Below are 12,987 nucleotides of genomic sequence, written 5' to 3'. Positions count from 1 at the left end.
CCCGGTGGCGCGAGCGCGAGCGTGGGCTGACAGCGGACGCGGGAGACACCGGGGCGCGGGCGACGGGGGAAGACCGGCTCGTACGCCGAGGTCGAGAACGGCACGCACGGCACGAAGGGCACGCGCGGCACGGTGTCTCACCACCTCAGACGAGCAAGGTCCGTTCTCCGATCGGGCGACGACAAGGTCGGGTACGACGCTACGGCCGCGCCCGGGAACACGGCAAACGATTTACGGGCGCTCGTGCAGCAGCCGCGCCAAGTCCCGCTCCCAGTCCAGGTACTGGTGCTCGCGCCCCTCCGGCACGAGGTGCTGCGAGGCCTCGAGGAACCGGCGCAGCTCCGACGTCCGCACGTGCACCATCGCCACTCCCTCGGGTGCGTGGAACTCGACCACGGTGCGGTCGTAGCCGTACGGCCGCAGCCGCACGTCCCCCACGCCCGCCGGGCGCTCGACCCCCTGGGCGAGCAGCTCGCGCGCGAAGGACCACGACACCTCGACGCCGCCCAGCGTCGCCGGGGGAGGGAACGCCATGCACACGGCGTACGGGTCCCCGCGGTCGTACCTCAGGGTGGCGGGCACCGACTCCATGCGCGGAGCGGATGCGACCAGACGGGCCTCGACGGCCTGCTCTATGACGGCGGACACGACCGGCTCCTCTCACGGTTCTCGGATCCTGTGCGTCTCCCCGACACCAGGGCACCTGACACCAGGAAGACGACGGGAACGACCGGAACGTGCACTCGGCCGCCACGTGACCTACATCTCCTTCCCGAGGGGCACCCCGGCCCCGCGCGGGGGGAGCGCCGAGGCCCTCTGGACGGGGCCGCCCGGGGGTACTAGCTTCCGGCGCCATGACGTCCAAGGGAAAGACGAGACGAACGATGTCGGTGGGGCTGGTCGGGGCGGCGCTCGCGCTGACCCTCGCGGCCCCCGCGCGGGCCGGGGGGACCCCCACGGCCCCGGCGCGGACGGGGGAGACCCCCGCGGCCGCGGCCGGCTGGCAGCTCACCACCACGGGAACGGACGCCCGGTTCCGCGGCCTCGCGGCCGTCGACCGGCGCACCGCCTGGGCGGCGGGTTCCCGGGGCACGGTGCTGCGGACCACCGACGGCGGACGGAGCTGGCGAAACGTCTCGCCGCCCGGCGCCGGCGCCCTGGAGTTCCGCGACGTGGAGGCCTTCGACGCCCGCCGGGCCGTCGTCCTCGCCATCGGCGAGGGCGAGGCGTCCCGCGTCCTGCGCACCGAGGACGGCGGCGCGACCTGGACCGAGTCCTTCCGGAACACCGACCCGCGCGCCTTCTACGACTGCATGACCTTCTTCGACCGCCGCCACGGCCTGGCCATGAGCGACCCCGTCGACGGCAAGTACCGCATCCTCGCCACCCGCGACGGCGGCCGGTCCTGGGAGGTGTTGCCCGACGACGGGATGCCGGCGGCGCTCCCCGGCGAGGCCGGGTTCGCCGCGAGCGGCCAGTGCCTGGTGTCGGCGGGTCCCCGCGACGTGTGGCTCGCCACCGGCGGCGGGGCCACCGCCCGCGTGCTGCACTCCGGCGACCGGGGCCTGACCTGGACCGCCACCGAGGCGGGCATTCCGGCGGGCGACCCCGCCCGGGGCGTCTTCGGGCTCGCCTTCCGGGACCGCGCGCACGGCCTCGCGGTCGGCGGCGACTACCGCAAGGACCAGCCGTCCCCGCTCGCCGCCGCCGTCACCGGCGACGGCGGCCGCACCTGGGGTCCCGCAGGCACGCCGCCGCCCGCCTACCGCTCGGGCGTCGCCTGGCTGCCGCACAGCTCCCGGGCCGCCCTCGCCGTCGGCCCGACCGGCACGGACCTGACGACCGACGGCGGCCGCACCTGGCGGACCGTCGACACCGGCTCGTACGACACGGTCGACTGCACGGACGACGGCTCCTGCTGGGCCTCGGGCGAGAAGGGCCGCATCGCCCGCCTCGCCCGCGACCGCGGCTGACGGCCGTCAGGCCTGCGGCAGTTCCTCCCGGTACGCGGCGAGGCCCTCGGCGGTCCTCGTCGCGTGGAACTCCGTGATGCGGTAGGCGCAGACACCCTCGGTGCTGAACGGGTCGGCCGCCGCGATCCTCTCGATCTCCGCGCGGTCGGCCCCGGCGGCGAGGATCACGCCGCCGTCACGGGGGTTCTTCCGCCCGGAGGCGAGGAACACCCCGGCGGCGTACTGCGCGTCCAGCCACGCGATGTGCGCGTCCATCAGGGCGTCGGCCCGCTCGACGGGGGCGGTGTAGGTCAATTCGAGTACGAACATGCCGGCCAGGCTACCCGCGAGCCCCGCGCTCCCCGCGGGGCGTCCCGGCCCGCGCCCGCCCGTAGGGTGGCCGCATCATGACGATCATCGAGAATCCGGCGGGCTGGCCCGCCGACGAGAGCGCCGCCCGGGAGATCCAGCGGGAGCTGCGCGGGCGGCTCGTGCTCGACGAGACCGGTCCCGCGGTCGGCGAGGGGCACGTCACGGGCCTCGACGTGGCGTACGACGACGAGCGGGACCTCGTCGCCGCGGCCGCCGTCGTCCTCGACGCCCGCACCCTCGACGTCGTGGAGGAGGCCACGGCCGTCGGCCGGGTCTCGTTCCCGTACGTCCCCGGCCTCCTCGCCTTCCGCGAACTCCCGGCCGTGCTCGCCGCGCTCGGCGCCCTGGACGCCGACCCGGGCCTGCTCGTCTGCGACGGCTACGGCATCGCCCACCCGCGCCGCTTCGGTCTCGCGAGCCACCTCGGCGTCCTGACCGGACGGCCCTCCCTCGGCGTCGCCAAGAACCCCTTCACCTTCACGTACGAGCAACCGGGCGCCGATCGCGGCCGCTTCGCCGCGCTGCGGGCCGAAGGGGAGGAGGTCGGACGGGCGTTGCGCACCCAGACCGGGGTCAAGCCCGTCTTCGTCTCCGTCGGCCACCGCGTCTCCCTCGACAACGCCTGCGCCCAGACCCTGCACCTGGCGCCGCGCTTCCGCGTCCCGGAGACCACCCGGCACGCCGACTCCCTGTGCCGCAGGGCGCTGAAGGAGGCGCTGGAGGCGCTCGGGCCGGCCTGAGCACCGGGACGCCGGGACCGTACGGGTACCTGAGTACCCGTACGGATGCCCGTTGTCAGACCCACCGGGCAGAGTGGTGGCCATGACGACGCCGGTTCCCACCTCCTCGACCCCCGTGCGCCGCGGCCTGGCGCTGGCCCTCCTCGCCGCCGGAGGCGCGGCCCTCGCCTGGGTCTGCGCCATGCTGTACGTCCTCGTCGCCTGGGTCGCCGGGTGACGGAGCGGCTCCGGCGCGTCGTGCCCGACCGCCCCGACGCCCCCGCGGGGCGCCCCTTCCGGCTCGTCCACCTCTGACGAAACGTCAGACAACGCGCCCGCTCGAGGTCTTGGGAGAGCCAGGACCCCTCACCCCCGGTGGGCCACCCGGAAGCGGATGCCTGCCGCCCGCAGGCGGTCGATGAGGGCGTCGCCCATCGCCGCCGCCGTCGTCACCTGGCCCGCCGTCTTCGGCAGCGGGTCGAACGCGAGGCAGAGCGCCGACTCGGCCAGCATCCTGGCCGTCTCGTCGTACCCCGGATCGCCGCCCGCGACCTCGGTGAAGACCCGTCGTCCGCCGCCCTCGCCGACGAACCGCACGGTGAACCAGCTGCGGGCGCGCCGCTCGGCCGACGGCCCCTGGCCCGCAGAGTAACGGCCCATCAGCCAGTTCCGCACCCAGGGGAGTTGGGCCGCCGCCACGCCCGCGCCGACCGCGGCGGCGCCGCCGAGGGCCATCGGCAGCGTCTTCACGGAGGCGTAGTGGCGGTAGCGGAAGTCCGGTCCGTACCGTTCGACGGCGGCCGCCGAGCGCGCCACCACCTGCGGGTCCAGTGTCGGCAGCGGCAGCGCCCAGGTGCCGGTCTCCCGGCTGAAGCGCGGTCCCGCCAGCGGCGCCCGGGCCCGCCTGCCCACCAACCGCGGCTCGTGGAGCCGCCGTTCGTGCGCGGCCCGCAGGATCTCCCGGCCCCGGCCGAACGCCGTGATCGCCGAGGCGAAGGTGCCGCCCGAGAACATCGCCCCGGCCCTGACGAACCCGTCGACGCGGAGCGGCACCCCCTCGGGGAGCTGCCGCACCGTGAAGTACACGCCGAGGTCGTGCGGGACCGAGTCGAAGCCGCAGGCGTGCACGATCCGGGCGCCGGTCTCCCGCGCCCGCGCGTCGTGCCGCACATACATCAGGTCGACGAACTCGGCCTCGCCCGTCAGGTCCACGTAGTCCGTGCCGGCCTCCGCGCAGGCGGCGACGAGGCCCTCGCCGTACCAGACGTACGGGCCGACCGTGCTGGCGACCACCCGGGCGGACCCGGCGAGCGCGCGCAGCGCCTCCGCGTCGCCCGAGTCCGCCACGACGAGCGGCAGCTCCGCGCAGTGCGGGTACCGCGCGGCGAGCCGGTCCCGCAGCTTCTCCAGCTTGCCGAGGCTGCGCCCGCCGAGCGCCCAGCGGCACTCCCGCGGCGCGTGCTCGGCGAGATACGCGGCGGTGAGCCCGCCCACGAACCCGGTCGCCCCGAAGAGCACCACGTCGTACGGCCTCGCTCCCGCGTCCCGCCCCGCGACCGCCCCTGTCGCCATCCGGCCCCTCACCTTCACCCGCTCCACCGCGCCGCGCGCTCGCGCATGCCGTCGGCGGAGGATAGCGGAAGGCGGTCGCTCCGCCGCCCGCGCGGCCGACGGGATTTTCCAAGCGCTTGCTCGGCCGGGGGGCTTGTGCGGAGTGGAACACGTTCCTAGCATCGTCGGTGTTACAGCATTGGTGTCACACACTCTGGGGGCTCGATGAGCACGACGCACACCGCCCGCGACGGCGGCCCGCTCGCCGGGGTGCGGGTGGTCGAACTCGCCGGCATCGGCCCCGGCCCCTTCGCCGCCATGCTCCTCGCCGACCTCGGCGCCGACGTCGTCCGCGTCGACCGGCCCGGCGGCCCCGGCCTCGGCATCGACCCCGCCCACGACCTCACCAACCGCAACAAGCGCTCCGTCCTCGTCGACCTCAAGGCCGACGGCGGCCCCGCCACCGTGCTCGACCTCGTGGAACGGGCCGACATCCTCGTCGAGGGGTACCGCCCCGGCGTCGCCGAACGCCTCGGCGTCGGCCCGGACGCCTGCCTCGCCCGCAACCCCCGCCTCGTCTACGGCCGGATGACCGGCTGGGGCCAGGACGGCCCGCTGGCCCCCACCGCCGGCCACGACATCGGCTACATCGCGATCACCGGCACCCTCGGCATGATCGGCCCCGACCCCGAAGGGCCGCCCACCGTCCCCGCCAACCTCGTCGGCGACTACGCGGGCGGCTCGCTCTACCTCGTCGTCGGCGTCCTCGCCGCCCTCCAGCACGCCCGCGCGCACGGCGAGGGCCAGGTCGTCGACGCCGCCGTCGTCGACGGCGCCGCGCACCTCACCACCATGATCCACGGCATGCTCGCCGCCGGCGGCTGGCAGGACCGCAGGGGCGTCAACCTCCTCGACGGCGGCTGCCCCTTCTACGGCGTCTACGCCACCTCCGACGGCGGCCACATGGCGGTCGGCGCCCTGGAGGAGCGGTTCTACGCCGAGTTCGCCCGCCTCCTCGGCATCGAGGACGTCGCCCCCGCCCGCCGCGACCTCGCCCGCTGGCCCGAGCTGCGCGCCGCCGTCGCCGCCCGCTTCCGGAGCCGTACCCGCGACGAGTGGACGGCCGTCTTCGACGGCAGCGACGCCTGCGTCGCCCCCGTCCTCTCCCTGCGCGAGGCACCCGCGCACCCCCACCTCGCCGCCCGCGCCACCTTCACCGAGCACGCGGGCCACACCCAGCCCGCGCCCGCACCCCGCTTCTCCGCCACCCCCGGCACCCTGCGCACGGGCCCCGCCCTGCCCGGCGCCCACACCGCGGAGGTCGCCCGCGACTGGGCCGTACCCTCCCTCCAGACCCAGGAGTCCCCCGCATGAAGCGACGGATCTACACCGAGGACCACGAGGCCTTCCGCGCCACCGTGCGCACCTTCCTGGAGAAGGAGGTGCTGCCCCACTACGAGCGGTGGGAGAAGGACGGCATCGTCTCCCGCGAGGTCTGGCTCGCCGCCGGACGACAGGGCCTCCTCGGCATCGCCGTCGACGAGGAGTACGGAGGCGGCGGCGCCCCCGACTTCCGCTACGGCGCCGTCCTCGCCGAGGAGTTCACCCGGGCCGGCACCCCCGGCCTCGCCATCGGCCTGCACAACGACATCATCGGCCCGTACCTCACCTCGCTCGCCACCGAGGAACAGAAGCGGCGCTGGCTCCCCGGCTTCTGCTCCGGCGAGACGATCACCGCCATCGCCATGACCGAACCCGGCGCCGGCTCCGACCTCCAGGGCATCCGCACCACCGCCGAGGACCACGGCGACCACTGGGTCCTCAACGGCTCCAAGACCTTCATCTCCAACGGCATCCTCGCCGACCTGGTGATCGTCGTCGCGAAGACCACCCCCGAGGGCGGCGCCCACGGCCTCTCCCTCCTCGTCGTCGAGCGCGGCGCCGAGGGATTCGAGCGCGGCCGGAACCTCGACAAGATCGGCCAGAAGTCCCAGGACACCGCCGAGCTCTTCTTCAAGGACGTCCGCGTCCCCAAGGAGAACCTCCTCGGCGAGCTCAACGGCGCCTTCCTCCACCTGATGACCAACCTCGCCCAGGAGCGCATGGCGATCGCCGTCGCCGGCATCGCCGCCGCCGAACACCTCCTGGAGCTCACCACCACGTACGTCAAGGAGCGCGAGGCGTTCGGCCGCCCGCTCTCCCGGCTCCAGCACATCCGCTTCGAGATCGCCGAGATGGCCACCGAGTGCGCCGTCACCCGGGCCTTCCTCGACCGCTGCATCGAGGAACACGCCGCCGGGACACTGGACGCCGTCCACGCCTCCATGGCCAAGTGGTGGGCGACCGAACTCCAGAAGCGGGTCGCCGACCGCTGCCTGCAACTGCACGGCGGATACGGCTACATGAGCGAATTCCCGGTGGCCCGCGCCTACACCGACGGCCGCATCCAGACCATCTACGGCGGCACCACCGAGATCATGAAGGAGATCATCGGCCGGTCCCTCCTCGGCTGAGCCCCCTCCGCCGACCCGCCCCGCGCCGACCCTCCTCCGCCCCGCACCCACCCTCATCGCGAAAGGCCTCCCGTGAGCACCGAAGCGTACGTGTACGACGCGATCCGCACCCCGCGCGGTCGCGGCAAGGCCAACGGCTCCCTGCACGGCACCAAGCCGATCGACCTGGTCGTCGGCCTCATCCGGGAGATCCAGGCCCGCCACCCCGGACTCGACCCGGCCGCCATCGACGACATCGTCCTCGGCGTCGTCGGCCCGGTCGGCGACCAGGGCTCCGACATCGCCCGGATCGCCGCCATCGCCGCCGGACTGCCCGACACCGTGGCCGGCGTCCAGGAGAACCGCTTCTGTGCCTCCGGCCTCGAAGCGGTCAACATGGCCGCCATGAAGGTCCGTTCCGGCTGGGAGGACCTCGTCCTCGCCGGCGGCGTCGAGTCCATGTCCCGCGTCCCGATGGCCTCCGACGGCGGCGCCTGGTTCGCCGACCCGATGACGAACCTGGAGACCAACTTCGTCCCCCAGGGCATCGGCGCCGACCTCATCGCCACCATCGAGGGCTTCACCCGCCGCGACGTCGACGAGTACGCGGCCCTCTCCCAGGAGCGCGCCGCCACCGCCTGGAAGGACGGCCGCTTCGCGCGCTCCGTCGTCCCCGTCAGGGACCGAGCGGGCCTGACCGTCCTCGACCACGACGAGCACCTGCGCCCCGGCACCACCGCCGACTCCCTCGCCCGGCTGAAGCCGTCCTTCGCCGACATCGGCGAACTCGGCGGCTTCGACGCGGTCGCCCTGCAGAAGTACCACTGGATCGAGGAGATCGACCACGTCCACCACGCCGGCAACTCCTCCGGCATCGTCGACGGCGCCTCCCTCGTCGCCATCGGCTCCAAGGAGGTCGGCGAGCGGTACGGGCTGACGCCGCGCGCCCGCATCGTCTCCGCCGCCGTCTCCGGCTCCGAGCCGACCATCATGCTCACCGGCCCCGCCCCGGCCACCCGCAAGGCCCTCGCCAAGGCGGGCCTCACCATCGACGACATCGACCTGATCGAGATCAACGAGGCCTTCGCCGCCGTCGTCCTCCGCTTCGTCAAGGACATGGGCACCACCCTGGACAAGGTCAACGTCAACGGCGGCGCCATCGCGCTCGGCCACCCCCTCGGCGCCACCGGCGCGATGATCCTCGGCACCCTCGTCGACGAGCTGGAGCGGCAGGACAAGCGCTACGGCCTCGCCACCCTCTGCGTGGGCGGCGGCATGGGCATCGCCACCGTCGTCGAGCGCGTCTGACCGTCCCGTCCGAACCCCTCTTCACGGAGAAGCAGAGACATGAGCGAGAGCACCACCATCCGCTGGGAGCAGGACGAGACCGGGATCGTCACCCTCGTCCTCGACGACCCCGCCCAGTCCGCCAACACCATGAACCGGGCCTTCCGGGCCTCCATCGCCGCCGTCGCCGACCGCGTCGAGGCCGAGCAGGACTCCATCCGCGGCATCATCTACACCTCCGCCAAGAAGACCTTCTTCGCGGGCGGCGACCTCAAGGACATGATCCAGGCGGGCCCCGAGCACGCCCGGGACATCTTCGAGGGCGCCCTGGAGATGAAGCGCGCGCTGCGCCGCATCGAGACCCTCGGCAAGCCGGTCGTCGCCGCCATCAACGGAGCCGCGCTCGGCGGCGGCTACGAGATCGCGCTCGCCTCGCACCACCGGATCGCGCTCGACGCCCCCGGGTCCAAGATCGGTCTGCCCGAGGTCACCCTCGGCCTGCTGCCCGGCGGCGGCGGCGTCACCCGCACCGTACGCCTCATGGGCATCACCGACGCCCTCCTCAAGGTGCTCCTCCAGGGCACCCAGTACAACCCGCAGCGCGCCCTGGACAACGGCCTCGTGCACGAGGTCGCCGCCACCGCCGAGGAGATGATGGCCAAGGCCATCGCCTTCATCGACGCCCACCCCGAGTCGCGGCAGCCCTGGGACGTCCCCGGCTACCGCATCCCCGGCGGCACCCCCTCGCACCCGAAGTTCGCCGCCAACCTGCCGGCCTTCCCCGCGAACCTGCGCAAGCAGCTGAACGGCGCCCCCTACCCGGCCCCCCGCAACATCATGGCCGCCGCCGTCGAGGGCTCCCAGGTCGACTTCGAGACGGCGCAGGTCATCGAGTCCCGGTACTTCACCGAGCTGGTCACCGGACAGACCGCCAAGAACATGATCCAGGCGTTCTTCTTCGACCTCCAGGCCGTGAACTCCGGCGCCAGCCGCCCCAAGGACGTCGAGAAGCGCCAGGTCCGCAAGGTCGCCGTCCTCGGCGCCGGCATGATGGGCGCCGGCATCGCCTACTCCTGCGCCCGCGCCGGCATCGAGGTCGTCCTCAAGGACGTCACCGACGAGGCCGCCGCCAAGGGCAAGGCGTACTCGGAGAAGCTCTGCGCCAAGGCCGTCTCCCGAGGCCGTACGACCCAGGAGAAGGCGGACGCCCTCCTCGCCCGCATCACCCCCACCGCCGACCCGCAGGCCCTGGCCGGCTGCGACGCGGTGATCGAGGCCGTCTTCGAGGACACCGCCCTCAAGCACAAGGTGTTCCAGGAGGTCCAGCACGTCGTCGCCCCCGACGCGCTGCTCTGCTCCAACACCTCCACCCTCCCGATCACCGTCCTCGCCGAGGGCGTCGAGCGCCAGGCCGACTTCATCGGCCTGCACTTCTTCTCGCCCGTCGACAAGATGCCGCTCGTCGAGATCATCAAGGGAGAGCGGACCGGCGACGAGGCCCTCGCCCGCGCCTTCGACCTGGTCCGCCAGATCAACAAGACGCCGATCGTCGTCAACGACTCGCGCGGCTTCTTCACCTCGCGGGTCATCGGCCACTTCATCAACGAGGGCGTCGCCATGGTCGGCGAGGGCATCGAGCCCGCCTCCGTCGAGCAGGCCGCGGCCCAGGCCGGCTACCCGGCCAAGGTGCTCTCCCTCATGGACGAGCTGACCCTCACCCTGCCCCGCAAGATCCGCAACGAGACCAAGCGGGCCGTCGAGGAGGCGGGCGGCACCTGGGTCACGCACCCGGGCGAGGCCGTCATCGACCGCATGGTCGACGAGTTCGGCCGCCCCGGCCGCAGCGGCGGCGCGGGCTTCTACGAGTACGGCGAGGACGGCAGGCGGGGCCGGCTGTGGCCGGGCCTGCGGGAGCACTTCGCCAAGCCCGGGTACGAGATCCCGTTCCGCGACATGCAGGAGCGGATGCTGTTCGCGGAGGCCCTCGACACCGTCCGCCTCCTGGAGGAGGGCGTCCTGACCTCCGTCGCCGACGCCAACATCGGCTCCATCATGGGCATCGGCTTCCCCGCCTGGACCGGCGGCATCCTCCAGTACATCAACGGGTACGAGGGCGGACTGCCCGGCTTCGTCGCACGGGCGCGCGAGCTGGCGGAGACGTACGGCGAGCGCTTCGAGCCCCCGGCCCTCCTCGTCGAGAAGGCCGGGCGCGGCGAGGTCTTCACCGACTCCTGAACGCGCCCCTCAGCTCCTCGCTGAGGGACCGCCGGAAGGCCGTCACGAGGGCCTGGACCACCATCGGCTGCATGTGCGCCGAGAGCGACTTCATCGCGGTCAGGTGGTCCGGGTCCTCGCCGCTCTCCCGGTACGGGTTCCACACCTGCTCCTGGAAGAGCCGCGCCAGCTCCTGCGCCGCGGCCCGCGCGTGCTCCAGGAGCACGGTGCGGGAGGCCAGGATCGTCTCGTGCTCGATCGGCACGTCCAGCAGCTCGACCCCGAGCCGCAGCAGCGACCCGTCCAGCCGGAACGTGTCGGCCTCCTCGGTCCGGTCCAGGACACCCATCGCGGCCAGCCGCTCCACGTCCCGCCCCGTCAGCGGCCGCCCGGCCCGCCGCTCCAGCTCCTGCCGGGTGATGGTCTCCGCGGACTCGGGCGCCCACGAGGCCACCAGGGCCCGGTGGACGGCCAGGTCCTGCGCGCTCAGGTCCGCGGGCAGCTGCTCCAGATACCGCTCGATGGCCGCGAGCGTCATGCCCTGGCGCTGGAGCTCCTCGATGAGCGCGAGCCGCGAGAGGTGGTCGGGCCCGTAGCGGCCCACCCGCCGGGCGCCGATGACGGGGGGCGGCAGCAGCCCCCGGGTGCCGTAGAACCGCACGGTCCGCACCGTCACCCCGGCCCGCGCGGCCAGCTCGTCCACGGTGTAGCCCGCCGTCTGCCCGTCACCGCTCCCGACGTCCACCCGAGCCGCCTCACTTCCGCCGCCGTCGGCCGGTTCCGTCCGACCACTGCAACAGTATTGCTGTCTCACCGACGGTGTAAAAGAGGACGCCGGTCCGGGGGAACCGGGGAGCGGCTAGAGTCGGCGGCTGTTCGAATATGGGGAACGGGACGAGGGGGAGAGATGTACGCGCAACTCAGGGAGACCGCTGACGAGTTGGCGGCCGTGCTGTGGCGGGAGTGCACCGTGTACCGCGAGCGCGGCGGGGGCGTCGTCATCCGGGGCGAGCACGTGGAGCGGTGGATCAGCCTCGCGCCGACCGGCGGCAAGGACCGGGCGCTGCTGCGCGCGGGGCGGCTGCTCGACGGGGGGACGACCGCCCCGGCCCGTACCGAGGTGGTCGTCGACCTGACCGCCGGGACGGCCGAGCTCGCGGCCGTCTGCCGGCGGCTGCTCGCCGAGGTGGCTGCCGCCGCCGAACCCGCCGCACCGGCCCCGGCCAGGGCCCGCGCGGGCCGGCGCGCGCCGTCCCGTCCCCGCAAGCGGCGGCACACGGGCTTCGGCTCGGCCGTGGTGCTGCTCGGTGTCGCCGCCGTCGTCGGCCTCTGGATCTACACCACCTTCGGCCGGGCCGGTTCCTGACCCCGGTCAGTACCCCAGGACGGGGTAGTGGTCGCTGAGGTTGGTGTACGTGTACGTGCGGCCCCAGCTGGAGACCGTCCACGGCGCGCTCTGCTCCGGGACGACGTGGTTGGTCCAGCCGGCGGGGCGGGCGTTCCCGGCCCGGTGGAGGACGTGGTCGAGGTCCTCGCGCGGGTCGTCCGGGTAGCGCTCGGCGGCGATCGTGTTGAGCGCGGTGTCGAAGGAGTACGGGTGGCCGGTCCGGGCGTCGGCCCCGGCCAGGCCCGCGTCGGCGAGCATCGTGCCGTACTCGGCGCTGTGCGAGTCGACGTTCAGGTCGCCCGCGACGATCACCTGCTCTCGCGCCGGGATGTTCTTGGCGTCGAGGAAGGCGTCGATCGTCTTGAACTGGAGCGACCGCGTCCGCGCCGCCTCGCCCGCCGCGCAGCCCGGGTCGGTGGACTGGGCGTGGGTGCCGAGGACGTGGACCCGGCTGCCGTTCACGTCGAGCACCGCGTAGGCGAAGCCCTTGTTCGAGTACCAGTCGGCGCCGCACGCGTCCTTGTAGACGTGCTGCTCCTTGCGGAGGATGGGCCACTTGCTGAGGATCGTCACGCCGCCGTCCTCGGGGGTGGTGCCGGAGTACGCGCCGCCGGTGGCGTCCCAGCCCGTCCTGCCGCGGCCGACGACGGGGGTCTGGTGCGGGTAGCGGTCGGCGGCGTTCGCCTTGAGCGCGTCGGAGGAGGAGTTGTCGAAGGCCTCCTGGAGGACGACGACGTCCTGGCCCTGGAAGAAGGGGGCGGCGGGGATCGCCTTGGCCCGGTGGTCCTGTCCCCAGTTCGGGTAGAGCGAGCGGGAGAAGAGGAACGCGTTATAGGTGAGGACCTTCAGGCGCGGGGTCTCGACGGCCGTGCCGGTGGCCGTGGCCTTCGGCACCGCGGAGGCGGCCGGAGCCGTCGCGGCCAGCGTGGCGGCGGCGAGCGCGAGCGAAAGGGCGACGCCGGGGGTGCGGCGGGATGCGGCGAGCGGCACGTGAACTCCCAAGTGAGGGTGGG

General features: G+C 73.7%; 13 protein-coding genes. 8 read left to right on the top strand and 5 right to left on the bottom strand.

The window, feature by feature from the left end; translation table 11 throughout:
- Positions 1-231: 231 nt before the first annotated feature.
- The gene (locus ACWDVG_RS12745) at positions 232-648 is read right to left on the bottom strand and encodes an SsgA family sporulation/cell division regulator (RefSeq protein WP_451698952.1); all 417 of its coding nucleotides are present in this window, start codon (positions 646-648) and stop codon (positions 232-234) included.
- A 206-nt stretch (positions 649-854) separates the two neighbouring features.
- On the opposite strand from ACWDVG_RS12745, the gene ACWDVG_RS12740 reads away from it, so the two are divergent.
- Complete coding sequence (locus ACWDVG_RS12740; RefSeq protein ID WP_451698950.1) at positions 855-1,973, top strand: WD40/YVTN/BNR-like repeat-containing protein; 1,119 nt, start codon at positions 855-857, stop codon at positions 1,971-1,973.
- Between the two features lie 6 nt (positions 1,974-1,979).
- On the opposite strand, the gene ACWDVG_RS12735 is transcribed toward ACWDVG_RS12740, so the two are convergent.
- A complete protein-coding gene (locus ACWDVG_RS12735) occupies positions 1,980-2,282 on the bottom strand; it encodes a YciI family protein (RefSeq protein ID WP_451698948.1) in 303 nt (100 codons plus the stop codon).
- A 77-nt stretch (positions 2,283-2,359) separates the two neighbouring features.
- Between ACWDVG_RS12735 and ACWDVG_RS12730 the strand changes: the two genes are divergently transcribed.
- Both ACWDVG_RS12730 and mmpA read left to right on the top strand, forming a co-directional pair.
- On the top strand, positions 2,360-3,064 hold the full coding sequence (locus tag ACWDVG_RS12730) for an endonuclease V (RefSeq protein WP_451698946.1): 705 nt from the start codon (positions 2,360-2,362) through the stop codon (positions 3,062-3,064).
- A gap of 82 nt (positions 3,065-3,146) precedes the next feature.
- Positions 3,147-3,281 (top strand): morphogenic membrane protein MmpA, encoded by a 135-nt coding sequence (mmpA, locus tag ACWDVG_RS12725; RefSeq protein ID WP_451698944.1) that lies wholly within the window; start codon positions 3,147-3,149, stop codon positions 3,279-3,281.
- A 128-nt stretch (positions 3,282-3,409) separates the two neighbouring features.
- On the opposite strand, the gene ACWDVG_RS12720 is transcribed toward mmpA, so the two are convergent.
- Complete coding sequence (locus ACWDVG_RS12720; protein WP_451698942.1) at positions 3,410-4,615, bottom strand: saccharopine dehydrogenase family protein; 1,206 nt, start codon at positions 4,613-4,615, stop codon at positions 3,410-3,412.
- 204 nt (positions 4,616-4,819) lie between these two features.
- Between ACWDVG_RS12720 and ACWDVG_RS12715 the strand changes: the two genes are divergently transcribed.
- The 4 genes from ACWDVG_RS12715 (at position 4,820) to ACWDVG_RS12700 (ending at position 10,608) form a co-directional block, all read left to right on the top strand.
- The gene (locus tag ACWDVG_RS12715) at positions 4,820-5,968 is read left to right on the top strand and encodes a CaiB/BaiF CoA transferase family protein (protein ID WP_451698939.1); all 1,149 of its coding nucleotides are present in this window, start codon (positions 4,820-4,822) and stop codon (positions 5,966-5,968) included.
- On the top strand, positions 5,965-7,107 hold the full coding sequence (locus ACWDVG_RS12710; protein WP_451698936.1) for an acyl-CoA dehydrogenase family protein: 1,143 nt from the start codon (positions 5,965-5,967) through the stop codon (positions 7,105-7,107). Before ACWDVG_RS12715 ends, ACWDVG_RS12710 begins: the two co-directional genes overlap by 4 nt.
- A 72-nt stretch (positions 7,108-7,179) precedes the next feature.
- The gene (locus ACWDVG_RS12705; protein ID WP_451698934.1) at positions 7,180-8,394 is read left to right on the top strand and encodes an acetyl-CoA C-acetyltransferase; all 1,215 of its coding nucleotides are present in this window, start codon (positions 7,180-7,182) and stop codon (positions 8,392-8,394) included.
- Positions 8,395-8,433: 39 nt separating this feature from the next.
- Positions 8,434-10,608 carry a 3-hydroxyacyl-CoA dehydrogenase NAD-binding domain-containing protein gene (locus tag ACWDVG_RS12700; RefSeq protein WP_451698932.1) on the top strand — a complete coding sequence of 725 codons (2,175 nt, stop codon included), beginning with the start codon at positions 8,434-8,436 and terminating at the stop codon, positions 10,606-10,608.
- On the opposite strand, the gene ACWDVG_RS12695 is transcribed toward ACWDVG_RS12700, so the two are convergent.
- Positions 10,595-11,332 carry a MerR family transcriptional regulator gene (locus tag ACWDVG_RS12695; protein ID WP_451698930.1) on the bottom strand — a complete coding sequence of 246 codons (738 nt, stop codon included), beginning with the start codon at positions 11,330-11,332 and terminating at the stop codon, positions 10,595-10,597. The genes ACWDVG_RS12700 and ACWDVG_RS12695 overlap by 14 nt on opposite strands.
- A gap of 162 nt (positions 11,333-11,494) precedes the next feature.
- On the opposite strand from ACWDVG_RS12695, the gene ACWDVG_RS12690 reads away from it, so the two are divergent.
- Positions 11,495-11,953, top strand: a complete 459-nt coding sequence (locus tag ACWDVG_RS12690) for a hypothetical protein (RefSeq protein ID WP_451698929.1) — start codon at positions 11,495-11,497, stop codon at positions 11,951-11,953.
- Positions 11,954-11,959: 6 nt separating this feature from the next.
- Here ACWDVG_RS12690 and sph read toward each other — a convergent pair whose 3' ends face one another.
- Entirely contained in the window at positions 11,960-12,964 is a 1,005-nt protein-coding gene (gene sph, locus ACWDVG_RS12685; protein WP_451698927.1) for a sphingomyelin phosphodiesterase, read from the bottom strand.
- Positions 12,965-12,987: the final 23 nt, after the last annotated feature.

This window comes from Streptomyces sp. NPDC003327 (assembly GCF_053589515.1).
The sequence above is the reverse complement of the archived record's forward strand: the minus strand, read 5'-3'. Positions and strand labels throughout refer to the sequence as shown.

Coding starts and splice junctions, on each gene's coding strand:
- ACWDVG_RS12740 (WP_451698950.1), top strand. CDS start 855: ATGACGTCCAAGGGAAAGACGAGACGAACGATGTCGGTGGGGCTGGTC.
- ACWDVG_RS12735 (WP_451698948.1), bottom strand. CDS start 2,282: ATGTTCGTACTCGAATTGACCTACACCGCCCCCGTCGAGCGGGCCGAC.
- ACWDVG_RS12730 (WP_451698946.1), top strand. CDS start 2,360: ATGACGATCATCGAGAATCCGGCGGGCTGGCCCGCCGACGAGAGCGCC.
- mmpA (WP_451698944.1), top strand. CDS start 3,147: ATGACGACGCCGGTTCCCACCTCCTCGACCCCCGTGCGCCGCGGCCTG.
- ACWDVG_RS12720 (WP_451698942.1), bottom strand. CDS start 4,615: ATGGCGACAGGGGCGGTCGCGGGGCGGGACGCGGGAGCGAGGCCGTAC.
- ACWDVG_RS12715 (WP_451698939.1), top strand. CDS start 4,820: ATGAGCACGACGCACACCGCCCGCGACGGCGGCCCGCTCGCCGGGGTG.
- ACWDVG_RS12710 (WP_451698936.1), top strand. CDS start 5,965: ATGAAGCGACGGATCTACACCGAGGACCACGAGGCCTTCCGCGCCACC.
- ACWDVG_RS12700 (WP_451698932.1), top strand. CDS start 8,434: ATGAGCGAGAGCACCACCATCCGCTGGGAGCAGGACGAGACCGGGATC.
- ACWDVG_RS12690 (WP_451698929.1), top strand. CDS start 11,495: ATGTACGCGCAACTCAGGGAGACCGCTGACGAGTTGGCGGCCGTGCTG.